23 protein-coding genes and 1 pseudogene are annotated in these 25,264 nt (G+C 46.2%); 23 read left to right on the top strand and 1 reads right to left on the bottom strand.

The window, feature by feature from the left end; genetic code table 11:
• The first annotated feature begins 37 nt into the window (after positions 1-37).
• The 15 genes from NYR53_RS24325 to NYR53_RS24255 all read left to right on the top strand — a co-directional run bounded on the left by NYR53_RS24325 (position 38) and on the right by NYR53_RS24255 (position 14,850).
• A complete protein-coding gene (locus NYR53_RS24325) occupies positions 38-1,486 on the top strand; it encodes a nucleotidyltransferase family protein (RefSeq protein ID WP_261301719.1) in 1,449 nt (482 codons plus the stop codon).
• A 32-nt stretch (positions 1,487-1,518) separates the two neighbouring features.
• Positions 1,519-2,271, top strand: a complete 753-nt coding sequence (locus NYR53_RS24320; RefSeq protein ID WP_261301718.1) for an ABC transporter permease — start codon at positions 1,519-1,521, stop codon at positions 2,269-2,271.
• 4 nt (positions 2,272-2,275) lie between these two features.
• Positions 2,276-3,079 (top strand): ABC transporter permease, encoded by an 804-nt coding sequence (locus NYR53_RS24315; protein WP_261301717.1) that lies wholly within the window; start codon positions 2,276-2,278, stop codon positions 3,077-3,079.
• 20 nt (positions 3,080-3,099) lie between these two features.
• On the top strand, positions 3,100-4,074 hold the full coding sequence (locus tag NYR53_RS24310; protein ID WP_261301716.1) for an ABC transporter ATP-binding protein: 975 nt from the start codon (positions 3,100-3,102) through the stop codon (positions 4,072-4,074).
• 77 nt (positions 4,075-4,151) lie between these two features.
• Entirely contained in the window at positions 4,152-4,955 is an 804-nt protein-coding gene (locus NYR53_RS24305) for a transketolase (RefSeq protein ID WP_261301715.1), read from the top strand.
• A gap of 16 nt (positions 4,956-4,971) precedes the next feature.
• Entirely contained in the window at positions 4,972-5,907 is a 936-nt protein-coding gene (locus NYR53_RS24300; RefSeq protein ID WP_261301714.1) for a transketolase family protein, read from the top strand.
• Positions 5,897-6,940 carry a hypothetical protein gene (locus NYR53_RS24295; protein ID WP_261301713.1) on the top strand — a complete coding sequence of 348 codons (1,044 nt, stop codon included), beginning with the start codon at positions 5,897-5,899 and terminating at the stop codon, positions 6,938-6,940. The genes NYR53_RS24300 and NYR53_RS24295 overlap by 11 nt, the downstream gene beginning before the upstream one ends.
• Before the next feature lie 22 nt (positions 6,941-6,962).
• Positions 6,963-7,838, top strand: coding sequence for a class II fructose-bisphosphate aldolase (locus NYR53_RS24290; RefSeq protein ID WP_261301712.1), 876 nt, complete (start codon positions 6,963-6,965; stop codon positions 7,836-7,838).
• Positions 7,835-9,025 carry a glycosyltransferase family 4 protein gene (locus NYR53_RS24285; protein WP_261301711.1) on the top strand — a complete coding sequence of 397 codons (1,191 nt, stop codon included), beginning with the start codon at positions 7,835-7,837 and terminating at the stop codon, positions 9,023-9,025. The genes NYR53_RS24290 and NYR53_RS24285 overlap by 4 nt, the downstream gene beginning before the upstream one ends.
• Positions 9,022-9,825 carry an inositol monophosphatase family protein gene (locus tag NYR53_RS24280; protein ID WP_261301710.1) on the top strand — a complete coding sequence of 268 codons (804 nt, stop codon included), beginning with the start codon at positions 9,022-9,024 and terminating at the stop codon, positions 9,823-9,825. Before NYR53_RS24285 ends, NYR53_RS24280 begins: the two co-directional genes overlap by 4 nt.
• Before the next feature lie 20 nt (positions 9,826-9,845).
• Positions 9,846-10,442 (top strand): hypothetical protein, encoded by a 597-nt coding sequence (locus tag NYR53_RS24275; protein ID WP_261301709.1) that lies wholly within the window; start codon positions 9,846-9,848, stop codon positions 10,440-10,442.
• A gap of 18 nt (positions 10,443-10,460) precedes the next feature.
• Positions 10,461-10,787 (top strand): MazG nucleotide pyrophosphohydrolase domain-containing protein, encoded by a 327-nt coding sequence (locus tag NYR53_RS24270; protein WP_261301708.1) that lies wholly within the window; start codon positions 10,461-10,463, stop codon positions 10,785-10,787.
• Between the two features lie 18 nt (positions 10,788-10,805).
• Positions 10,806-11,465 (top strand): ATP phosphoribosyltransferase, encoded by a 660-nt coding sequence (hisG, locus tag NYR53_RS24265; protein ID WP_261301707.1) that lies wholly within the window; start codon positions 10,806-10,808, stop codon positions 11,463-11,465.
• Between the two features lie 274 nt (positions 11,466-11,739).
• On the top strand, positions 11,740-12,786 hold the full coding sequence (gene purM / locus NYR53_RS24260) for a phosphoribosylformylglycinamidine cyclo-ligase (protein WP_261301706.1): 1,047 nt from the start codon (positions 11,740-11,742) through the stop codon (positions 12,784-12,786).
• A gap of 483 nt (positions 12,787-13,269) precedes the next feature.
• Entirely contained in the window at positions 13,270-14,850 is a 1,581-nt protein-coding gene (locus NYR53_RS24255) for an extracellular solute-binding protein (RefSeq protein ID WP_261301705.1), read from the top strand.
• Positions 14,851-15,020: 170 nt separating this feature from the next.
• On the opposite strand, the gene NYR53_RS24250 is transcribed toward NYR53_RS24255, so the two are convergent.
• A complete protein-coding gene (locus NYR53_RS24250; protein ID WP_261301704.1) occupies positions 15,021-15,263 on the bottom strand; it encodes a hypothetical protein in 243 nt (80 codons plus the stop codon).
• 71 nt (positions 15,264-15,334) lie between these two features.
• On the opposite strand from NYR53_RS24250, the gene NYR53_RS24245 reads away from it, so the two are divergent.
• From NYR53_RS24245 to NYR53_RS34540, 8 genes and pseudogenes are all read left to right on the top strand, one after another.
• Positions 15,335-15,760 (top strand): hypothetical protein, encoded by a 426-nt coding sequence (locus NYR53_RS24245; RefSeq protein WP_261301703.1) that lies wholly within the window; start codon positions 15,335-15,337, stop codon positions 15,758-15,760.
• A 13-nt stretch (positions 15,761-15,773) separates the two neighbouring features.
• Positions 15,774-16,736, top strand: coding sequence for an ABC transporter permease (locus tag NYR53_RS24240; protein ID WP_261306509.1), 963 nt, complete (start codon positions 15,774-15,776; stop codon positions 16,734-16,736).
• 16 nt (positions 16,737-16,752) lie between these two features.
• Complete coding sequence (locus NYR53_RS24235; RefSeq protein ID WP_261301702.1) at positions 16,753-17,646, top strand: carbohydrate ABC transporter permease; 894 nt, start codon at positions 16,753-16,755, stop codon at positions 17,644-17,646.
• Positions 17,647-17,728: 82 nt separating this feature from the next.
• Entirely contained in the window at positions 17,729-19,438 is a 1,710-nt protein-coding gene (locus tag NYR53_RS24230) for an ABC transporter substrate-binding protein (RefSeq protein WP_261301701.1), read from the top strand.
• Between the two features lie 294 nt (positions 19,439-19,732).
• Entirely contained in the window at positions 19,733-21,520 is a 1,788-nt protein-coding gene (locus NYR53_RS24225) for a sensor histidine kinase (protein WP_261301700.1), read from the top strand.
• Positions 21,513-23,087: a response regulator transcription factor gene (locus NYR53_RS24220; protein ID WP_261301699.1), complete on the top strand. Its 1,575-nt coding sequence runs from the start codon at positions 21,513-21,515 to the stop codon at positions 23,085-23,087. The genes NYR53_RS24225 and NYR53_RS24220 overlap by 8 nt, the downstream gene beginning before the upstream one ends.
• 175 nt (positions 23,088-23,262) lie before the next feature.
• Positions 23,263-24,705, top strand: a pseudogene (locus tag NYR53_RS24215) (glycoside hydrolase family 2 protein).
• Between the two features lie 2 nt (positions 24,706-24,707).
• Positions 24,708-25,007 carry a hypothetical protein gene (locus tag NYR53_RS34540; protein WP_367618580.1) on the top strand — a complete coding sequence of 100 codons (300 nt, stop codon included), beginning with the start codon at positions 24,708-24,710 and terminating at the stop codon, positions 25,005-25,007.
• Positions 25,008-25,264 lie beyond the last annotated feature (257 nt).

Genomic DNA, 25,264 nt, shown 5'->3' with positions numbered 1-25,264 from the left:
AGCGAAGTACAGCTGGATTAGAAAATGGGAGGTAGTTATGGACGAATTGTTATTAGTACACAAGCTAATGAAATCAGTAAAACTTAGTAATGAAAAAGAAGAAGATGGTGGTAAAAACATAGAGTATTTACTGTCGTGTATTAAGAAACACAATCTCCAACCATATTTTAAAAAAATTATGGATAAAGAGATTCCACAGCTCGAGAAGCAAATACAAGAAATTACGAATCACTATAATGCATCAATATCCTTTCTTAAGGAACTACAACAAAGCTTAGAGCAACCAGTAGTAGTTGTTAAGGGGTTTAGCAATCACCACATAACTAATGGAAGGGTTCTTCTCAGGGGTGCGTCGGATATTGATCTACTATCGTATGATCCGATTGCACTTAGAGATGCATTACTAGCTCAAGGATTTGATGAGAAGAAAACAGAAACAGGGCACGAACTTTCAGAGCTTCAAAGAAACAATATCTTAATTGATCTACATAAGTTTGTTCCCGTGATTTCATATCCCGCAGATATTAACAATATTTCTAGAGAAAATAAAATGACAACCGGCAAAGGAATTTTATTCGCTGGAGAAATTTCTTATAGCGACCTTGTTCAAAATTCAATTAAGTTATTCGAAAACGTTTTAATTCCTGATGTAAATATGTCGTTAATTATTTTGTGTACATCAATGTTTAGAGACTATATTACAAGTGGTGATGAAGTCCCTCATTTCAAGTTGATTAACTTGGTAGAGGTATACTTGTTACTACAAGAACCCAACTTTAATGCTACTAAATTCTTGGAACTCACTAAAAAATATCATGCTAACCACAGCGTGGAATTTGTTAATACCCTTTTACAACAGATTTATCAAGTAAGTATAGTGGACACCAAGACAAATCTAAGATGGTTTCCAAAGGTATTGTCTTGGGGATTCAATAAGTGGTTCATTCCAAATGATTTAATTAAAACTGTTTTTGATACTTCATTTGAAAACGTTTTATCAACTTTAGGAGCAGCTCCTATACAGTTGAAAAGTGATAATATACTACATCTTGATGTATTTGGAAATTTAGACTCAGTATCACATGCACATTATATAGCAAGGAATAACAATCAAAAGCAGGTGATTTTAAAAGTTGAATGGACGAACGATCTTCTTGTTCAAGTGATTATAAACGATGTTGAAAACATTCATGAGAAGGATATCATTAATTTTAATTTTGAAAATATGAATAAAAAAATAACATTATTCGGTTGTGAAGATAGACAAAAGAGCTTTGGGGTTCAAAATAGTTACGGAAGTCTTGTCTATAACGAAAAGTGCAAAACACTGGTAGCTGAGTTCATAATACCTAACAATGAGTTGAGTGACTATTTACTTGAGAATAACAAGCTAGGAATGAATATTTTTATTGAAAAGCATGAAAGAGAGAATGAGGTGAATTGTTATATACCGATGATCATTTTACGAAATGAGGCAAACTCTTGAGCCTTTACTTGAAATTTTTCAAATTATCTTTTATGGAGAAATATGTTTATAAATTTAATTTTGTCACTTCTGTTTTAGCTGGTTTTATCATGATTCTTATTCAGATTAATGTGTGGACTGCACTATATAAAAACAATGTAACTGGCGAATCTAATTTAAACGAAATGATTATTTATGTACTAATTTCTTCTTTTATTTTTAATATTACAAGATCAGAAGCTGGCAATAAAACTGGTGAAAAAATCGAAAAAGGAACCATCCTATCTGATTTCACAAAACCAATTCATTTCAGAAATTATATGTTCGCAGAAGATGTCGGTAACAATTTATTTCATTTAATTTTTATATTTTTACCATCTTTCTTATTCTTTTCAATCTACTATCGTCTGCAAATAAATGTTAGTAATATCAATTTTATATTTTTTGTTTTAAGTCTAATATTTGCTGTATTTATAGCGTTTCTAATTAAATTTATAATTGGTTTGTTTGCGTTCTGGTTAGAAACTTCTTGGTACATTCCATTTATTGTGGGAGCTATTTTTGAACTTTTTTCAGGATCCACAATTCCAATATGGTTCTATCCAAACTGGCTCATTCAGATTTGCAACTATTTGCCTTTAAGATTAATTTTTTATGAACCAATTTCAATATTTCTCGGAAAATACACACTATTACATACCTTATCGTTGTTGTTCGCTCAGTTACTCTGGGTTTTAATTTTATTTTGTGTAGAGAGATTAATTTGGAAAAGAGTGCAAAGAAAGGTGATAGTACATGGAGGGTAAATAAATGCAGTATGTTTCCTTATATTTTGAATTTATTAAGATCCAATTATTAGGGATACTTCAGTATAAGAAGGCTTTTACACTTGGATTGATGGCTCAATTAGCATCTTACGGAGCAGAATTTTTTTTGTTATGGATAATTATTAATAAATTTAATGAAATTAATGGTTGGGGTTCCTATGAGGTTCTACTTTTATATGCGTTTAATCTTTGTTCATATGCTTTAGCAAGCTTCTTCTTAGCCAGCCCAAGTTCTAGACTTTCAATGATGATTAAGGATGGTACTTTTGACGAGGTTCTGACAAAACCATTAAATAATTTCCTGTATCTGGTATGCAGAGAATTTAATTCAGGGTATATTAGCCACCTACTATTGTCTATCGTCGCAATGGTTATAGCACTATCAAATTTAAATATTTCTATGTCTCTTATTCACATTCTCTTCTTCATAATTGTTATTCTGAGCGGGGCTTTAATACAAGGAGCAGCTTTGTTATTAACAGCCATTCCATCATTCTGGGTGGTAGAAAATAGCAGTCTTAAAGACGTATTATTTTTTCAAATGAAGAATTTTATAAGATATCCTATTTCTATTTATCCAACATTCATTCAAATTTTACTGACGTTTGTTCTTCCATATGCTTTTATAAATTTTTATCCGGCACAATTTTTTCTCAACAAAAATGATTTCCTGCTCTTTCACCCACTATTTCAATTTATGGCTCCGGTTGTCGGTATAGTACTTTCCGTGATTGCCTATGCTCTTTGGTTAGTAGGAATTAATAATTACAAGAGTACAGGATCTTAGAATGGAGTAGGTAATAGAACATGGAAAATATTATTGAAGTAAAAAAAGTATCCAAAGATTTTAAAATTCATGAAAGACAAAAAGGTCTTTACAAATCCATTCAATCGCTTTTCCAAAATAAGTACGTTATAAAAAAAGCAGTGAATGATATTTCCTTTAACATAAAAAAAGGAGAGATAGTTGGTTACATTGGAGCTAATGGAGCCGGAAAATCCACGACGATCAAAATGCTTTCAGGAATTTTAGTTCCTTCTTCAGGTTCCATAATGATTAACGGAATAATTCCTTATGAAAATCGTAAAGAAAATGCTAAGAAAATAGGTGTGGTGTTTGGTCAAAGATCACAGTTATATTGGAATTTGCCAATGGAAGAGACATTCGACCTATATAAGAAGATATACAAAATTCCTGATAAGGACTTTAAGGATAATGTGAACTTTTATGTCGAATTATTGGGAATGACGTCCTTTTTAAGGACTCCTGTTAGACAATTGAGTTTAGGACAAAGAATGCGAGCTGAACTCGTAGTGGCTTTGTTACATAATCCAGAAATACTTTATCTGGACGAGCCTACCATAGGCCTTGATGTAGTTGTTAAGCAGAAAATAAGGACATTCATTAAGGAAATTAATAGAGAGAAAAAAATAACGGTTATATTAACAACACATGATATGGATGATATTGAGCAGATTTGCAATCGAATTATTACTATTCATAGCGGTGAAATCGTATATGATGGATCAATTAACCATTTTAAAAATAAGTACAGTTTAGGTCACCAAGTCATTGTAGAGTTTACACGAGATGATGTCTTAATAAACGATCCTCGTTTCAAAATTATAGAAAGCTATGAAAACAGAATGGTCATCAGTTTTAATAAAGATGAAATTAAAGTAGCTGAAGTTCTTAATATCTTATCAAAGGATAATGAGATCCTAGATATACAGTTAAAAGAACCCGACATCGAAGATGCAGTTGGTTTCTTTTATAAATAATCAATAGCGGATAAAACCGGTATGCTAATCCCAATTTTTTTTGTTTATTTCAAATACTCAGTTTATGGGGTGCTTCCATGATCCAAGCCAAAGAAACTAATTTGGAAGAATTGGCGAAGGAACTTCGCTTTTTGATCATTGATTCCATTGCCAGAAGTGGTTCCGGTCATATCGGTGGATCGCTCTCGTGTGTGGAGATTTTATTGTCTCTTTATGCCAATGTGATAAAGCACGATCCCGCCAATCCTCACTGGGAGTTAAGAGACCGATTTATAATGAGCAAAGGTCACGCTGAGGCTGTTTATTACGGAACACTCCATTTGTCGGGCTATATTCCGAAAGAGTGGCTTCTGACCATGAGGAAATTCGGCAGTCCGTTGCAAGGCCATCCTGATCCGAATTGGCTAGATGTAATCAATTTTGCGGGAGGTTCTCTGGGGCAAGGGTTGTCGTTTGCTGCAGGGCAGGCGATCCATGGCAAAAAGGTTGGATTCAGAACATTCGCTCTATTGGGAGACGGAGAACTGCAGGAGGGACAGATTTGGGAAGCGGCGATATTTGCGCCCAGATACAAACTGGACAACCTGTTTGCTTTTGTCGATTGCAACGGCTACCAGTTGGAGGGAAGCACACTTGGCACTGCCAATCTCGTAGACATGGAACGGGCGTGGGAAGGGCTTGGCTGGAATGTGCGCATTATTGATGGACACGATTTCGGGGAGATCTGTAGCGCATGCGTTAAGGTGGAAGGAAAACCGACGCTGATTCTGGCGAAAACGATTAAGGGCAAGGGCATCAGCTTTATGGAGCATAATAACGATTTTCACGGAAGGGGACTAACAGCCGAGGAGATCGAATCAGCGTACCGAGAATTGAGCTAAGGAGAGGGATGCGTACATGGATTCCCTAAGAGATGCATTTGGCCGAGAGTTGGTCAATCTCGCGAAAGAAGATGAGAGAATTGTCGCAATCGATTGCGATATGGCGAAGCATACGCGACTGAATTGGTTTTTCAGCGAATTTCCTGAACGGAGCTTTCAGGCGGGGATCAGCGAACAGCATGCCATAGGGCTTGCCGCAGGGATGGCGAACTGCGGATTAGTGCCTGTAGTTAGCTCAAGTGCTTCGTTTATTCTACCGAGATGTTGGGAACAGGTTCGCCATTCTGTGGGACTTACCATGCAGAATGTTAAAATCATCGGCACGCACGTAGGGTTTGCCGGGGGAGAGGACGGACCTTCGCATCAATGCTTTGAAGATATTGCTTTGGCACGGGCGATTCCCAACCTTGTTGTTCTGGCTCCTGCCGACTCGATTGAAATGAGGGAGATGACCCGCTTTGCCATTCAGCATCAAGGGCCGGTGTACATAAGAATGGGGAGAAAAGTGTTACCGACGATTTTTGCATCGTCTTATTCGTTTGAGTTGAGCAAGCCCGTCAAGTTGAGAGACGGGGAGAAGCTGGCGGTGATCTCTACGGGAGAAAATATTCATGAGTGCCTATCCGCTTGTGAACAGGTGAAGGTAGAAAATGGTATCGATGCTGCATTGATTCATATTCCAAGCATTCATCCTATGGATAGTGAATTGCTCCTTACCTACTTGGAAGGAATTAAGCATGTAGTGCTAGTGGAAGATCATCTTATCGCCGGGGGATTGTCCAGCTTGGTTAGCGAAAAACTGTTCGGACGTCTTACGGTGGAGACTTTCAGGATTTTGTCCGTTGGTAATCAATATGGGCAAACGGGCACAGAAGATGAATTGCGCAAACACTTCGGTCTTGATAGCCAAAGCATCATAGATGTGATGAGAGGGTGTTTGAATGCTGTCTAATCTCGAGTTTCCATATGTTAAACGTTTCCGGTTTGACTTTCTTGAAATAGAATGTTTTTCGGAGTGTGATTGGGAGCCGCATTTACTGTTAGATGCGGGAGTAGAACGTGAGATGATGGACGATAAGATAATGACTATCGATAGGGATTTAACCTGCGACCGTATTGTTGCCGATTCAGATGGGTTAATATGCGAGGTATCCGCTAACGATCAACAATCCGGCGAAATAGATCGATTCCGCATCTACCTTTTTAAAGAACAAAAAGATTTTATGAAAGATTGGGAGCAGTCGACCTACCGGGAACAAATTATGTTGAAGGGCTTTTACGTCGGCCATCATTTCGGCGCACCTGCGTATTACAAGCTTTTTGATGATGCGATGGTGTTCGTTACGACTGATCCCAACCGAATCGTATGGTCGTTCGCGGTCAAATATCTACTTACCGTCAAAAGCATCCAACACGGCTGGCTGCATCTTAAGGCCGGCGCAATTGAATGGAACGGTAGAGCAATCTTGCTCTTGGGTAGGGGCGGCTCGGGCAAGACGGTGCTGATTGAAGAAATGTGTAAGGAAAAAGCCAAATTGGTAAGTAATACCCACGCTTGCGTACAAGGAAAAATGGTTTCGGGCATGAAGACGAAGGTTCGCTATCGAGAGAACGGGACGGAGAGATTCGTCGATCCGCGAGAGTGGCTGAATGGCAGAGTTACGAACAACCGATTGGAGATCTCGGCGATATTCTGGGTTCAGTACCGAACCGATGACGTGGTGAATATAGCTCCGCTCAACGCCGATGTACTGTACCATAACGCCAAGCTCTTTAGCGAAGCCATCTGTAACTGGGAGCTGAAAGAAGATATCGTCGATTACTTTCACAACGATATGGAGCAAGTGGCCCGAACAATGCACGTTCTCGACTCCGGCTTGAAAGAACTATGTAATACCATCCCTGCCTATTACCTGAATGTTAATATCCATAATCCGAAAGCGCGCGAATCGGTTATTAAGCTGTTAGATCAACTCATTCACTAAATTCATGTATGGAGGAGAAACGATGTCACTATACACAATGAAAGAATTGCTGCAAGACGCATATGCCAAACAGTACGCTATTCCGGCTTTCAACTTTGACAATTTTGATCTGTTGATGGGGGTTTTTGAAGGAGCGACGGAAGCGCAGTCTCCCTTGATCCTGCAGATTACACAGCCTGCCATCGAATTTTTCGGGATTGAAAACGTGGTAGACATCGTGAGGAACGAAGCGGCAATACGAAAGCTTCCAACCGCACTTCATCTCGACCACGCGGATAATCTGGAGATCATCGAAAGCGCGATCAAGACTGGCTTTACATCGGTGATGATCGATTATTCGGAGAAAGATTTTGCAGACAACGCAAGGATGACGCAAAAAGTAGTGGAGCTTGCCAGACCATTCAATGTGACAGTTGAAGCGGAAATCGGTCAGGTTGGCGTTACGGCAGACCCGTTGAGCTGCAGTTCCATCTCCACCGATATGATGACAGACCCGCAAGCTGCTATTACATTCAAAGAAGCGACCGACGTAGATGTGCTAGCGGTCTCCATTGGGACGATCCACGGAATGAAAGTAAAAGAGATGCAGCTTGATATTGAGAGATTGCAAGAGATCAACGCCAAACTGGGCATTCCGCTTGTACTCCATGGCTCGTCCGGCGCTCGCGAGGCGGATTTGAAGAAAGTGATTAATTACGGCATCACCAAAACCAATGTTGAAACGGAGCTTCGCGTCACCTTCCGCAACACACTGGAAAAGATGCTTGCTGAAAATCCGAATGAAATCAAACCGCGTAACATCATGAAGCATGTACGCGAGGCGATAAAGCAAAAGGTGATCCAGCGCCAAACCTTGCTTAAAAGTGCTGGGAGAATTGCGATGAGTGTGAAGTCATGAAAATATGCTTAATTCCATCCGCCAAACTCTCATACGAATCGGGCAGCACACTGTATGCGGCAATGGTTGCAAACAGACTGACCGATCTTGGGCATGACGTACACGTGATTTGCAGTGAATTGCCGAAGAAATCGGTGGAAAAGGCAACGTTTCACCTGATTGATATTTTGGAACATCCCGTCATTGACGACTATCCTGTTTCCAATCGTGATTTGCTGGATACAATGAACAAGCTAGAAGAGCATCTGTTCGCGATTTTATCCGAAGAAGAATTCGATGTCGTGCACGCTCATTATGCAACCTTTAATAGTCTAGCCGCGATCAAAGTGGCGAAGACGCTGTTTGGTGTGCCGCTGGTTCTCTCCTGCTTCGGCAGAGATGTCTTCAACGGCTTTGAGAATGACAGGCGTTATCGGCGAATGGTGGAAATAAGCGTCCACGGGGCTGATGCGATCGTATGCAGCAACGAATCGGTATTGGCGAAGGTTCGTCTGCTCGGGGCCAAATGCCCGACGGAAATTCTCCGAATGCCGGTGGATGATTCCCAGTTCAGCTTGTCTAGCACCGAGAATCGCGTGCGGGAGAAATACGGATGTAAGGAAAAGGATATCGTCGTTTTAAATATCGCATCTTGCTTCGCTCAAGAAAAAGGCATCGATACGGCGATTGAGGGCTTTGCCAAGGTGTCACAATCTTTCAACAATGCAAAGCTGTTGATTGTAGGTGGAGATGAGCATCCCGAGTTAATAAATGAACACCGTCTGAGAAAAATGGTGAAGCGGCTTTGTCTAGAAGACAAGGTGATTTTCACGGGCTACGTAAGTCATTCCGATATTCCGCAATATATCGCCGAAGCAGATATTTTCATCGACTCACGCTTGGTCGGTAACTACAGTTCCGTCATTCTTGAATCGCTCTCTATGGGCAAAGCGATTCTCGCATCCGATGCTCCTGGCAATCGGGAATTTATCAAGCACGGCGAAAACGGACTCCTATACGCGCATGGAGATGCAGACGCATTGAGCCAATCGCTTGCGAAGCTGATCGCAGAGAAAGAACTGTCATCCGCATTGTCCTCACGGGCAAAAGCATGGTTCGCGGAAAACAAATCATTCTACGCACTTTACGATCATATAAAGCACTTGGAGAAGATTTATCTATATGTAAGGGAGAACAGTGCGCCATGAATTTCCACAATCTTTTTCAAGGGATTATTAAACAGGCGGAGTTGGCCTACACCAAGCACCGTCACACTGATGGAAATTTCAGCATCGTAGGAATAGGTGCGGACGGCACGGAGACGACAAAGCTAGACAAAGTCTTGGAAGATGTAGTCATCAACGAACTGCATCGATCAAAAGTGGGCGGTTCGGTTTTATCAGAGGAAATCGGTTGGACCGAACTGGAGGGAGAGAAGAGCGGCTATACCTTCGTTATCGACCCCCTGGACGGTACGTCTAATGCGAAAATGAACTTCCCTTATTTTGCGCTTTCGATTGCGGTCGTGAAGGAAGAGCAAATCGTGTCTGGGCTGATCTATAATTACGGTTCGAAGGATACGTTTTACGCCGCCCAATCAGGCGGTGCGTTTAACAATGGCAGACCAATTAGGATAGATAGTGAGACTCCGACGAAGGATAATCGACTTGTTCTCTCCCGTCCGTTTAGCTGGGAAGAATCGGATTTGTACATGAAGTGCATGATGAACACCAAGCGAATTCGTATGACCGGATGCCCTTCTCTTGATGTCGTTTCCGTGGCAAGCGGCACATTTAACGGCTACATCGACTACCATCCGGCAAAAGGTCTGATAAAAACTCACGACATCCTTGCGAGCCAGATCATTTTGGAAGAAGCTGGGGGTCTGTTACTCGACGAAACAGGGAAGCCGTTGAAATTATGTCTCGACGTAGAGTCGACGTATAACGTCTTTGCGGTGAACAACATGGAGACGTTCAGAGCAGTATCCACGTTTTTCGGATTATAAACATAAAGGAAGAGGTACTTATGATACTAGCAACCATTTTGTCACTCGATTACGACAAGCTTAATCCCATTGGCAGGTACGATAAGCTTAAAACGGAAGCTAAGTGCGAATTGACCCCGGTCGTCGATTTTGCCTACGCAGAGAATCTGGGGGAAATCATTCTGCTTACGCTGTATACGATCGATTTCATTCTCAAAGAAGAAGGGGAGGCCACCTACAACTTCTACATTCTCGGCGACCTTTCCGTGAAGAACCTGATCGAAAAGTCTTTTAACATCCAGCTTGAGTACAAATCCTTCATGAACCATCTGATCCTGATCGACGAAGCCAAGCTAACCTACCGTTTCACCTGCGCGAAGAAGTTCCTTATTTCCGACGATTCGATCAAACAGCTTCGCTTGAATAGTTGGGGGCATGAATATATCAAGGAGTACGACCTGCTGAACACATATGCGGATGAATCCGCCGCTCTGCGTGACACCTTTACCCGCTATTTCCGCGATAACAAAGAAACTTATTTCTCCATTATGAACCGTCTTCTCACCACCATCGACCCTGACAACAGTTTCGCCATTCAAGCGCTTAATGAAAAGATCGACATCAAGCTACTTTCATAGGAAAGGAACAAGAATTAGATGATAAAAGAAGAAATCGCCACAAACGCTGCACACCTTGACGAGATACAAGCGACGTCGCTGAAAATTTACGGCAGATACGACCTCGAAAAATCAATGATCTGGATGGTTGAAGAGATGGGGGAAGTGATTTCCGCTATTCGAAAGGGCAAGTCCAAGGAAGAAATCACCGGGGAGATGGGCGATTTGATGGCGTGGCTTTTCTGCTTGGGGAACATTCTCGACATCAAAGTATCCGACGCCGTAGAAGGCACATTTCACAAAGAAGTCAATCGCCAACTAAGACTCTACAGCGAATTGAAATATTATAAGACCATTGAAAAATAAGAAGAATGGGTGATTACTGTGATTCGCATAGGACTGCCTAAAGGTGTTGTAAAGATAAAGTCTCTTACGGTTATCGAGCATTTTTTACAAGAAAAGATTGATTCTAAGAAGCTTGGGTTCATCGGTAAGAACGATACCTACTTCTATCTTCTGAAACATCGGGATATTCCTAATTTGGTGAGCGAAGGCATTCTGGACGTAGGCATTACCTCCTCCGAGTGGATTGAGGAAAAAGGATTCTCGCTTCATATTAATCGCGAGCTGGATTGGTGTGATACGCGTGTCAGCCTGATCAGCGATATAAATATGCCTGTATTGGAGAAAACCACTCAGATCAAGTGCGTTACGGAATTTCCCAATTTGACGAAGCGATTTTTTGCAGAATACGGGTTGGAGAACGTGCAGGTGGACTCTATTTCCGGCTCAAGCGAAGGGCTTATTCCCACCATTTACGAATGTTGCGTGGATTGCGTAGAGACAGGCTCGACGCTTCAGCTTCACAACTTAGTTGAAGAAAAAGTTATCTACGAATCGAAAGTGGTGGTCATCACTAGAAACGGTTCTGATCCCGGGCTGAATTGCCTAATTAATGAGCTGTTAGCTCCGTTCTTCCCGAACATTCCGTTACCAAAACGGAAGGCATCTTCTGAGAAACAATCAACTATAATCACTTTTTAGTATATACAAATTTCGGTTAGGTTATGGTATCATTTATCCTGTGGTTGGGTAAATTACATACATTTAATACAACATTCTCGAAAATGTAGATTCAGTAATAACACTAGGATTCGTTTAACAGCAATTCAGTACCACAATAAAATAGACTCTCGGAGTTAGGGAGTCGATGTGAGCTAAGTTCAGTCAGAAGTGGAGAAGAGGGAAATACTGGAATTTTTAAGCCCGTTTTCAAAAATGGGAGGCTACTATTAAATTGGGAGGAAGGAATATATCTATGAATGAACAGTTTACATATGAAAAAGCGGGGGTTAATATTCAAAACGCGGACGAAACAAAACGAGAAATGGCAAGAAGTATGGATACCAAAGATTCACGTGTGCTAAACAGAGCAGGAGCATTCGCTTCTTTGTTTGAAGCTAACTTCGAAGGTATCAAAAATCCTGTGCTCGTTTTGAAAGCAGAAGAACCGGGTTCCAAGCAATTACTAGCGTTCCAAAACAACAAAATTAACAACATTTGCTACGACTTGATCAACCATCTTATTAACGATATTATCGTGATGGGTGCAAAACCGGAAGTGGTTCTCGACATTATATTGTGCGGCAAGATGGAGAAAGAAGTTGTAGTGCAAATCGTAGATGCCATATCCAAAGCTTGTAAAGAACAGGATTGCAGCCTCGTTGGTGGCGAAACGTCCGAACAGCCTAAAGTTCTAAACGAAGGTACATACATGCTCAACGCCAGTGTTCTTGGCGTTGTAGATAAAGAAAAGATCATCGACGGTTCCAAGATCGAAGCGGGAGACGTGGTTCTCGCACTTCCGTCCAACGGTTTGCATACCAACGGCTATACACTGGTTCGCAAGCTGATGGAAGAGAAGCCTGAGATTCTAAACGAAACCATCAACGGTGAATCTTTCATCGACGCGATTCTCACTCCGCATAAATGCTACTATCAAACGTTGAAAGGTTTGTTCGCCGTGGATGAACTTCACGGTTTGGCTCACATCACAGGTGGCGGTATCGAAGGAAACCTTAACCGCATTCTGCCAAGCGGAACCAGTGCAAAAATCGACCTCGAAAAACTTAAAGTTCTTCCAATCTTCGAATTGATCAAACGTTATGGAAACGTACCAGATTCTGATATGATGCGTACGTTTAACATGGGTGTAGGCATTACACTTGTTGCGAAAGCGTCTGTTGTTGGGCAAATCCAAGAACATCTTGCGAAAAACGGATGCGAGTCGTATGTCCTCGGCGAAATCGTGTCGGGCGATCAAAACGTTCTTTTGGAAGGTTGCGTAAACTACGCTATTTATTAAATAGACGCAACTTACAAAACCTATTCCAAGAGAGGGTAACTGAAAAAGGAAAACGATATCAAAATACCAAAAATCCTAGGCTGCCGCGTGCAGCCTTTTGTGTTAGTTGCGGAGCCAATATTTCAATTTCTATGATTATTCCTTCTTTATATATTGAAAGCGAATTTTATTTCTACATAAATCGATTTGGTTTTCCTCCTTGTACAACATGACCGGACAGATGTATATATCATGCTATTCTTTGACCTGAAAATCAGGGTTTAATGTCAACAGAGAAAACACTAATTTTGACGGGATTTTAAGTGGAATTTATTGGGTATTCTCATGAAAACGATTTCGTTATAATTGAATGACAAAGAGGTTGAGAGTGTGCCCGCATAATGAATCTGTGGAGCAAAACCTAAAGCAGGTTCCACCGCTGAGAGGGAGTTGATGAGGAAATGTCATAACAGCAGGAGTTCCAGACCTTCTAATATAGCTGATTTGAAAATCCAAGTAAAAGTAAAGCCGGAAGTAACGCTGACGGTATTCTCGACGCTGGCTAACTATGCCGGAGATCAGCCAGGATGGTTTGCTAAGCTGATCAAGGATAAGTTCAATATCAAATTGAACATCATCGCTTCCAACCTGGCCGGCGGTCAGCAAAAAATCGCCACGATGATGGCGTCCGGCGATTTGGGCGATATCGTTGTAGGACTCGGCGGAAGAGACTACACAGATGCCATCAAAGCCGGCATGCTGCTAGACTGGAAGAAAGACGGATACGGCAAAGACATCGTGAAATATGCAAGTAAGGCGCTCGATGCCAATAGCAAGCAATTCGGCAACGGTCCGAGCGAAGGCGCCGACATGACGTTTGGTCCAATGCTCCGTTGGGATTTGTATCAAAAACTGGGCAAACCGGAAATCAAGACGCTTGACGACTATCTGAAAGTCGTCAAGCAAATGCAGCAGCTTAGTCCGAAGAGCGATTCCGGCAAGCCGACGTACGGGTTCTCTCTGTGGTCGGATTGGGACAGCAACTATTCCATGAACGCGAAGGTCACGGCTCAAATGTTCGGCTATGCAGAAGGAGACTCCTTCAACAACAGCGACCTGATCCTGACGAAAGCGGGCGAAGCGAAATGGCAGGGCATGCTCGACGACAACAGTTACTACATGCAAGGCCTGAAATTCTTTTTTGAAGCTAACAAGATGGGGCTGCTTGATCCGGACTCCTTGACGCAGAAGTACTCCGATGCGAACAATAAGTACAAGGACGGACAAGTTCTCTTCGCGCAATTCCCTTTTGTAAGCAATATCTATAACTCGCCGGAGCATACGTCCGCGGGCAAAGGCTTCCAGTTCGTACCTTTCGCCGATGAGCAAATGTTCTCCTCCGGATTTTCGCCTTACGGCGGACAGCGCATTTGGTCAATCGGTGCGAAGACGAAGTATCCGGACCGTGTGATGCAGTTCCTTAACTGGCTGTACACGCCGGAAGGCATCGAAGAATCCAACTACGGTCCGAAAGGCTTGATTTGGGATATAAAGGACGGCAAGCCGACTTTGACCGATTTCGGTTACAAAGCAATCGTGAACTCCGTCAATATGCCCGGCGAATACGGCGGCGGGCTGTACAAGGACGGAACGAACTCTATCAACAACACGACGATCGCCTTGTCCATGACCAATCCGGAAACCGGAGAACCGTATGATTACACCTTGTGGTCTTCGTTCTTGAACCACAATCCGGATCCGGTCGTGAAGAGTTGGCGAGATACAATGGGCTCGATGACGATGAAAGACTACGTCGTCAAGCACAACCAAGTGCTCGTGCAACCGGCGTACTTTAACGGACAGCCGCCGGCGTCGGAACCGTCCGATATCAAGCAGAAGCACGGCGAAGTGGGTAAAGTCATCAAGGAGTACTCATGGAAGATGATGTTCTCGAAGGACGACAATGATTTTAACAGCCTGAAGCAACAAATGATCTCGAAAGCCAAAGGCCTGGGCTACGACGATGTTGTCAAGTGGGAAGCCGACCAATACGAAAAAACGGTTGCTACGGCCTTGAAAAAGTAATAAGTTTTTTTTCCGGCTTCCCGAAAAACCGGAACACCATCGGATGCAACCATGGTTGTAGCAAAATAAGTTTCATAAAAGGCGAAAAAATGCCCTCGATCTTGCCGCTTGGCGAGATTGAGGGTGTTTTTATGCTGCAAATGCAACACCGATCTTTTTTGTGTTAGGATTTAAATATCTAATATTGACATAAACCGAGCGGCACGTTCCAAATCGATTACAACGGCGAAAACGTCGAAGTTCGCCATCGAGTCTCTCGTTCCGGACGCAGAGGCACGGCTTTGAGGTGATCGGGGAAGCGGGCAAGGCCGGAAGGCGCTACGCTCCTTCGGCATCATGAGCTGAAGCCCGACCAGATGGTCATGGATGTCCGCATGTTCGAAGAAATTCGCAAGACCGATAAGGAATGCCAATATAATATTTCAAGCGGTCATGCCGATTTCTCGTACGCCAAGCGAGCGCTCTCCTGAGGGTAACCGCCTATTTGCTCAAGCCGGTAGATACGGATGAGTTTGCTCCGGAGCTTGCCAGGATCGGCGGAGTATTGCGCAGTGTAACCGTATCTTCCCGGAGAGTTGATGAGAGGTCGGCGGTCGGCGCCGAAACCTCCGCTCCGGCGCCCGATATAACCGAATTAGCAGATATGCTCGGATGCGCTTCCGATGGTTGCGGAAATTTATGGGCAGACGGATGTTCGAACTTTACTGCAAACGCTTGGGCACATGATGTGCGGGCTGACGGAGCGTTTGTGAACGTTCAGCAGCGAACCTGCCATCAAGCAAATTGGGGGAATTCCCTCCCGTTACAAGGGAAAGCCGCTGCAGAAATGACAAGTTTGCATATGATTTCGCAACCAGTTTACCGGGTATCGTCCTCCGAAAGAAAACGGTATCATGAAGGTATCAAATAAAAGGAGGGACGATATGGAATCGCTCACATCCCGGGAAATCCTCCAGACAGACCGTAGGATCAGGAAGAGGGGCTTCTGGAAAACATTTCTCCAGCAGCGTTATCTGTACATGATGTCTATCCCGTTCGTCATCTGGGTGTTCGTGTTCAGCTACATGCCGCTTTGGGGCTGGCTCATGGCATTTCAGAATTACAAGCCGAGCAAGTCGATTTTGGAGCAGAAATGGGTAGGCCTGCAAAATTTCCAGCAATTGTTTGCGGACGACAAATTCTACGTCGTGCTGCGCAACACACTGGCGATGAGCTTCATGGGATTAATCGCAGGCTTTACGGTGCCGATTCTGTTCGCGATTCTGATCAATGAAGTGAAGAACCGGGTGTTCAAACGGTCCGTGCAGACGATTTCCTATTTGCCGCACTTCGTTTCGTGGGTCGTCGTTGCCGGCATGGTGTCGAAGATGCTGTCGACCGACGGCGGGATCGTGAACGTGCTGCTGCTGAAGCTGCATCTGATCTCGGAGCCTGTACAATTTATGGCCAAAGGCAATTTGTTCTGGGGGATCGTAACCGCTTCCGACCTGTGGAAAGAAACCGGCTGGAACTCCATCATCTATTTAGCAGCCATTGCGGGTATCGACCAGGAGCTTTACGAAGCGGCGACCGTTGACGGAGCCGGAAGGTTCCGCCGCATTTGGCACATCACACTGCCCGGCATACGCTCGACGTTCATGGTGCTGCTGATCTTGTCGATCGGGAATTTGATCAGCATCGGCTTCGAGAAGCAGTTCCTGCTTGGTAATCAGCTGGTAACGGACTATTCGCAAGTGCTCGATTTGTATGCGCTTAATTACGGGATCGGGCTCAGCCGCTATTCCTTCGGTACCGCTGTCGGCATGTTCAATTCGGTTGTTAGCGTCGCCCTGGTGCTCACGGCGAACGCGCTCTACCGCAAAGCTACGAAGGAAAGCGTCATTTGAGAAAGGAGGGAGGAAGATGACCGGTGCAGTGGGTGACCGCTCCGAGTTTGGCTTCCAATTGTTTCTGTATGTGCTTCTGACCGCCGTCGCCATCGTCACGCTTTATCCGTTTCTGAATGTGCTGGCGATTTCGCTGAACGATTCGACCGATACGGTCCGAGGCGGCATCTACGTTTGGCCCCGCGAATTTACGTGGGCGAATTATGCGACGATTTTCCATTACCAGTCGCTGCTCACGGGCTTTCGTAATTCCGTGCTCCGAACGGTGCTCGGCACGGTAATCGGCGTGTTTAGCGCCGCGATGGTCGCTTATGTGCTCAGCCGGGCGGATTTTCAGGCAAGACGCCTGTTCTCGCTGTATCTCGCGCTGACGATGTATTTCTCCGGCGGGTTGATACCGGGGTATATGCTCATGCGGAATCTGCATCTGATCGGGACATTCTGGATTTACATCATCCCGGCGATCATGAGCGTCTGGAATGTCTATGTCATTCGCTCTTATATCGACGGCCTGCCTTATTCGCTGCAGGAGTCGGCCAAGCTGGACGGAGCCAACGACTTTGTTATTTTTACGAGAATTATACTTCCGCTCTGCAAGCCGGTGCTGGCCACCATCGCGCTGTTCATCGCTGTCGGCCACTGGAACGCCTGGTTCGACACGTATTTGTTCAACAGCAACAAGCCTAACCTGACGACGCTGCAATTTGAGCTGCAGAAAATTTTGCTAAGCACGACGCAGGACGGAAGCAACGCGCATAAAGTTAACTCCGTCGCCAGCATTGCGACTGTATCCCCGGAATCGATCAAGATGGCGATCACGATCGTGGTGACCGCTCCGATTCTGGTCGTGTATCCGTTCCTGCAGAAGTATTTCGTGAAGGGCATTACGCTGGGGGCAGTAAAGAGCTAGTACGAACAAGGCAAGCGGTAAGCGCAGGGAGACCTGTTCGCATACAATCATTCACTCAAGAAGATAAGGGAGGATCATTCACATGAAAAAGCCATTTCGTATGGCGGCGAGCCTCGTGCTCGCGGGGGTTATGACATTCACGGCCGTCGGCTGCAGCAAGACGCCGGCAAGCGATGTTGGACAAGCGCCAGCCCAATCCGCAGCGGGCGACGCCGGCAAAGGCGCTGCCGACAATAAGCCAATCACGCTAACGGGGTTCTCTGGCAATAATGCGAATTGGGACGACATGCAGAGCGAAGTCGGCAAAATCATTCAGCAGAAAACGGGCGTTAGCCTCAAGATGGAGTTCAGCCTCAGCTCGACGGATCAGAAAATTCCGCTCATGATTTCCAGCGGACAGTATCCCGATCTCATCCTGCCGAGTGGCGATGCCGGCAAGCTCGTGGATGCGGGCGCACTCATCGACTTGACGGATTTGATTGATAAATACGCGCCGAATCTGAAAAAAATATACGGCCCTTATATGAAACGTTTGCGTTGGAGCAATGATGACCATGCCATCTATGTGCTGCCGACACTGGGGGGCGTGGATCAAACGGATTTCGATGCGGGCGGCATCTTCGCTCTGCAGCATGCGGTGGTGAAGGAGCTCGGTTATCCGAAAATCCGCACGCTTCAGGATTATGAAAATGTGATCAAGACGTATAAAGACAAGCATCCGACCATCGACGGCAAACCGACGATCGGGCTGTCGCTTAATGCCGACGACTGGCGCATTCTGATTTCCGTAACGAATCCTGCCGTTTATGCGACGGGACTTCAGGACGACGGCGAATTCTATATCGATCCGAAAACGTACCAAGCGTCGCTGCATTACCTGCGTCCGGAAGAAAAGGAATATTTCCGCTGGCTGAACCATATGAACGATATTGGCCTGATGGATCCGGAGAGCTTCGTACAGAAGTTCGACCAGTACAACGCGAAGATCGCCTCCGGCCGCGTACTCGGCTTGATTGACGCGTGGTGGGATATCGGTGGCGGAGTGGATGCACTGAATAAAGACGGCAAGTCCGATCGTACGTACGGCTTTTATCCGGTTACGATGAACGAGAACATTAAAGACCATTCTTTCCAGGATAGAGGGTATTTGGCGGGATGGGGCACCGCCATTACGAAGAGCAACAAGGACCCGGTCCGCACAATCAAGTTTCTGGATTGGCTCGCTTCCGACGAGGCGCAAGTGCTGAACAATTGGGGCGTAGAGGGCGTCGATTACAAGGTGGAGAACGGCAAGCGCGTCATTCCGCCCGATCAGCTCGAACGCAGAACGAAGGACACGGCAAACTGGCAAAAAGCGACAGGCATAGGGAACTACGGCGGCTTTTCCGCGAGATGGGGCGACGGCGTGACCGATCCGACCGGCAACACGTATACGACGAATAACGTCGAACAAATCGTCCAGAAATATCCCGATGCGGCGAAGGACGTGCTCTCTCACTACAACGCGAAGACGTGGAAAGACCTGTTCCCGAAGAAGGAAGAGTTCCCAGTCAAGCCTTGGGGAGCAGCCTGGAATATCCCAATGCCGACGGGATCCGATGCCGACGTCATCTTCCAGAAATGCGAAGAAATCATGAAGAAGCGTGTCCCGGAAGCAATCTTGGCGAAGCCGGATCAATTCGATACGGTATGGCAAAACTTTATGAACGATTTGGATAAGGCAGGCGCGAAAAAGCTCGGCGAGATGTACACCAAGCTGGTGCAGGACCGCGTCAAACTTTGGAACGAGTAAATGAAGATGATCAATCGACTTTGTCGAATAGTTTCAGAAAAGGCGAAAAAATGCCCTCGATCTTGCCGCTTGGCGAGATTGAGGGTATTTTTATGCTGCAAGCTGGCGGGTCATCATGCAACGCCGATCTTTTTGTGCTAGGATATAAATATCTAAATTTGACATGAAATTACGATGAGTCCGCTGGGTAGGATGCTTTCGAAAGTTATTTTATAATAATTAATGCCCCATAGCAGAAGTATGAAACTAATTGTTTTACATTAATGAAAACGCTGTCAAGGGGGCGAGGTGCTTATGAAATGGATAGACAAAACGAACAACATTCATATGAAAAAGAAGTTGATCATTTCATTTATCCTTGTTGTGTTTATTCCGGTCGGGATCGTTGGCGCTTTGCTGACCCAATCGCTCCGCCAGACGGCACTTAACGATGCGGTCCAGCAAACGTCGAACGACGTGGAGAAGGTGAAGACGCGCATCGGCGAAATATTGAAGATGTCGATCGAGATTTCTAACAAGTTGTCGACGGACCCGCGATTAGAAGCTCTCGTCAATAAGCGTTATGAATCGAACTATTCTGTTGTAGAGGCTTATAGAGAATATCGGGAGTTCGAGCAATACGTGCGGCTGTATAAAGAAATCGCCAATATCCGGTTGTACGTGGATAATCCGACGCTGCTGAATAATTGGGACTATTTACAGCCAGAGCCGTCGATTGCGAATTCGGAATGGTACAAGGCGACGATAAAGAACTCGGATAAAATCGGCTGGTATTACATCGGAGACGAAACGAAAGGCAATAATGCTTACCTGAGCCTGGTGCGCCGCGTCTATTTTCCGAATTACCGAACGGTCGGCGTGCTCGTCATCGATATCAGCCAAACGGAGCTGAACGGAATTCTGAGGCAGGAGCAGTTCGATACGATGGTCATCGACGGGAACGGATATATCGATGCTGCCAAAAACACGGGCCTCGTGGGCAAGCATATTCGCGACTTTCACATCACCCAGGAAATGCTGGATAAACCGAGCGGCACGTACCAAATCGATTACAACGGGGAAACGTCAAAGCTCATTATAGAGTCCCTCATTCCGGACGTGAGCAGTAACGGCTTGAAAATCATATCCGTGTTTTCGGTGCAAAGCATCGTTAAGGGAGCGAACCGGATCAGCATGTTCGCACTCTCCATTATCATCATGAGCCTGTTAATCGCCTTGGTGTTCATCTATATTTTTTCCTCCCTGTTGTCAAAGCGCATCCTTCGCTTGAGCAAGCAAATCAATAAAGTGGCTTTAGGCGATTTGCATGCCAGCTCCGTGATTGATGGTGACGACGAAATCGGCCAGTTGTCACGGCAATTCAATAATATGGTCGGCAATATCCGCGAGTTGATGGAGGAAGTGACCGAATCGAATCGGCAAAAAGCGCAGCTGGAGCTCAAGCAGAAAGAAATCAAACTAAAAATGATGGCCAGCCAGATCAATCCCCATTTCTTGTTCAACGCCCTTGAGTCGCTACGGATGAAGATTCATTTGCGGGGGAGTGCGGATATCGCCGACATCGTCAGGGTGCTTGGGAAACTGATGCGCAAGAGCCTCGAGATCGGAGGCGGTACGATTACACTCGGCGAAGAGCTGGACATGGTCCGATGTTATTTGGCCATTCAACAATTCCGCTATGAGGACCGACTTACCTACGAGCTTGAGCTCGACCCGCCATCAAGCGAAATCCGGATTCTTCCGCTCGTCATGCAGCCTTTGGTGGAGAACGCCGTGATCCACGGGATTGAGAATAAAGAAGAGGCCGGCTTCGTACGGATTCGTACGGAACTACAGGATGACGCCCTGTATGTGACTGTTGCCGACGATGGCGCCGGAATTCCGGAAGCAAGACTGGATGCGCTGATCAGCTCGCTGGACGACCCCGAAGACGGGAAGAACCATCGCATTGGCCTGCGCAACGTGCATCAGCGGCTTATCCTTACCTATGGGGAGCAATCCGGACTCCGCATCGTCAGCCGGGAAAATAAAGGGACGGAAATTCGTTTCATGATACCGATTGGAGGAGATTCGCATGTATAAAGTTGTTCTCGTAGACGATGAAAATGCGATACGCCAAGGCTTGAAGGCGATTGTGGACTGGCGGCGGCACGGCTTCGAGGTGATCGGGGAAGCGGGTAACGGCCGGGAGGCGCTGCTTCGGCACCAGGAGCTGAAGCCCGACCTTATGGTCATGGATGTCCGCATGCCTGGGATGGACGGGCTTCAGGTTATCGAAGAAATTCGCAAGATCGATAAGGAATGCCAATTTATCATTTTAAGCGGCCACGCCGATTTCTCGTACGCCAAGCGAGCGATTTCATGGGGAGTGAACGCCTATTTGCTCAAGCCAGTAGATACGGATGAATTCGACGCAGAGCTTGACAGGATCTGTGGAGTGCTGAAAGAGGCCACCGGATCGCTGCAAAAAACGGAACAGACGTCGGCGCAGCAGCTCGCGGATCAGATCGTATCGCTGCTCATGTATGAAGAGGAGGGTCACCGTACGGCGATGGAACCGCTGGAGGAGCCGGAGCTCGATTGGCGTTCGTATCGGGTAATGCTCCTGAAGCTGCATCCGCCGCTTGGCAGTCATGCAAACGGTCGGGCCGAAGTCAGGCGAAAGCTGGCGCAGCGTTTTGAGTTGTCGGGTACAGGCATCGTATTCTCCGTAGAACCCTTTGTCGGCGTTTTGCTGAATGAGAGGGCGCCAATTGAGTTACAGGCTAATTCAATGTATCTGGATTTGGAAGAATCACTTCTGGGACTGAACGGCGGTTTCTCCGCAGCGGCGGGAGACCCGGTGCATCAGCTCGCCGATATCGGTCTATCCTATTCGCAGGCTGTCCGTCTGCTGAAGGAAGAGTTCCTGTTTCGCGGAGAACGGACGGTCATCCTTAAGCGTCCGCCGCTCAACCTTGCCGCGAACGGCGCAAGAGACAGCGAGCCGACCGGACCCGATATAAACGCTTTGGCGGATAAGCTATTTTATGCGCTCGATATCGGCAGCAAGGACGCAGTTCGGCGCATTCTGGATGAAGGGGGGCAGTCGATCGCCGCGTACGACGGCGCGGAGCAAGCGATGAAAACCGCCGTCTCGCAATGGATATCGCTCGCGCTGACCAAGCTGTCGAAGACAAGCGATACCGCCTTCACCGCCGTACAGGATGCCCTTTCGGTAGTCGCGGAAATCTATGAGCAGCCTGATCTTCGGTCGTTGTGTCAGATGCTTGAGGACAGGTTGCTCAAACTGACAGAGCACAAAAGCACGTTCAGCAGCGAGTCTGCCGTCAAGCAAATTCTCGACTTCGTGGAGCGTCATTACGCTGAGAACTTAAAGCTTGAGACACTCGCCGAGCTATTCAATTACAATAGCGGGTATTTGGGGAAGATGTTCAAAAGCTTCACGGGCGACACCTTTCACAACTACTTGGACAAAGTCCGAATCCGGAACGCCAAGCACTTGCTGGCCGGCGGGCTCAAGGTGCATCAGGTAGCGACGCGTGTCGGGTATGCCAACGCCGATTATTTCCATTTGAAATTCAAAAAGTATATAGGTGAATCGCCGTCCCGCTATAAGATGAAGCCGACTAAAACCACTTCGGGGTGAAACCTTCATGGATTCGGAAAGTCCGCTGGAAGCTCCTGTGTTCAACGAAGCTATGAAAACGCTTATTTTCACATGATTTATAGATGAATTTCTCGGGTTTTGGCGTCAGGCCGGGTACGTTTGTTGCACCGATCCGATTGAGAGGGGACCGCCATGGAGTGCGGTCCCTTATCTCATGCCGGCGTTATGGGGACAAAACTTAGTTCATACAGTTGGAGGGATAACTATGCTGCGGCTTTTTCGAACGAATGAAATACGCGATGTGCAAGAACTGGAAGGCGACTGGGATTTTCAACCGATTGACGGGACTGTGGGGTTGCCGTCCGTCTACCGGTACCGGATGCCTGTGCCCGGGTGCTGGGAGATGCATCCTCAGTTTACAACCTATCGGGGGAAAGGCGTATACCGGCGTACAGTAGAAATATCGCGGAAAGGCGCAATCCGGCTTGTTTTTAAAGGCGTGAGCCATACAGCTGACGTTTACTTTGACGGAAAGCCGACAGGGCAGCATTATAATGCGTACACGCCGTTTGCCGCTGTCGTTCCGGATGTCGAACCGGGCACGCATGAGGTTGCGGTTATTGCGGATAATTCGTTCGGGGACTCGTCCGCACTTCATGTCCCGAACGATTATTATACATATGGGGGATTGATCCGACCCGTAGCGATTGAGCTGCTGCACGAGTTGTTTATCGAACGAATCGCATTTACACCGATCCGTTCGGCTGAAGGCTGGCAGGGGACGATTCGCTTTTATGTACGGAATATCGGTAAACGAGTGCGGCGAGCGCGGGTGCAACTCCATCTGGCGGGTCGGGACATTACCGCAGGCGAGGTGGACGCGTTGCCGGGCGTGATCGCCGAGCTTTTGATTACGGAACCGTTCCCCGGCGTCGTCCCGTGGTCGGCGAACGATCCGAAGCTGTATCTATTGAAGGTGCAGCTGTATGTAGAAGGACAGGAAGCTCCCGTGGACGATTTGATCGAGCGGGTCGGCTTTCGAATGGTGACAACGTTAAATGGGCGCATTCAGGTAAATGGCGAGGACGTTGTTTTAAAGGGCTTCAACCGGCATGAGGATCATGCGTTGGCAGGAGCTGCCATACCTTACTCGCTCATGGTACACGATATCGAATTGATGTTGGATATGGGCGCAAATACCGTACGGACCAGCCACTACCCGAATGACGAACGTTTTCTTGATTTATGCGATGAACGCGGCTTACTCGTCTGGGAGGAAAATCATGCGCGCGGCCTAAGCCTGGAGCAAATGTAGCACCCCTTGTTCGCAAAGCAGTGCGAGGATTGCAACCGGGAGATGGTGGAAAGCCATTTCAACCATCCGAGCATCATCATCTGGGCGATATTGAACGAATGCGCAAGCGATACGCCGGAAGGCCGGGAGATGTACAGGACTCAGCTCGAGCAAATTCGTGCGATGGATGCGTCCCGACCGCTTAGCTTTGCTTCGCATCACCGCGACCGCGAGCTCTGCTTCGATCTTGCGGATATCGTCTCGTTCAACCTGTATCCGCTCTGGTACGAAGACGAAGAGCCGCAGGAACTGGTCAAGCGAGACTTTGGGCGGATCAGGCAGGCGGACTGGGGAAGCCGATGATCATGAGCGAATTCGGTGCCGACGGCTATTACGGATATCGCGACCCGAGCCGGGTTAAAGGAACGGAGGAGCGCCAGGCCGATATCATGGAGCGCAATTTGGCGGCTTATACGTCCGTCCCATTCTTGTCCGGCATGCTGATCTGGCAATTTTGCGACTGCAGGGTAACGGAAGGGACTGGATGGCTGTTGACCCGCGCCGGAACACAGAACAGCAAAGGAGTCGTCGACCGGTACCGCAGGCCGAAGCTGGCGTATTCCGTTGTAAAGCGTTATTTTACAGATCAGCATCCAAAATATTGAATTTCCACATGATTTTTAGATGATTTTATGAAGTATTATCGTAAACGTCATACAGTTAAAATAATAATGTCACCGCTTACATGAAGCGTCCAATAAGGAGGTGCAAGAAAAACAACACCGAAGTGCGGTCACAAATGCCGATGAGAATTGGTTTGCTCGAAAGGTAGCAGTGCCTATTTTTCAAAGCAGAGGAGGATATTCAGGCGTGCCTCAGTAAATGCACGGCAAGCAACACATGTACAGAATCAATCCAATAT

Origin of the sequence: Paenibacillus andongensis (assembly GCF_025369935.1) — a bacterium.
Lineage (GTDB): Bacteria > Bacillota > Bacilli > Paenibacillales > NBRC-103111 > Paenibacillus_E > Paenibacillus_E andongensis.
This window is presented reverse-complemented; position numbering and strand designations above follow the sequence as displayed.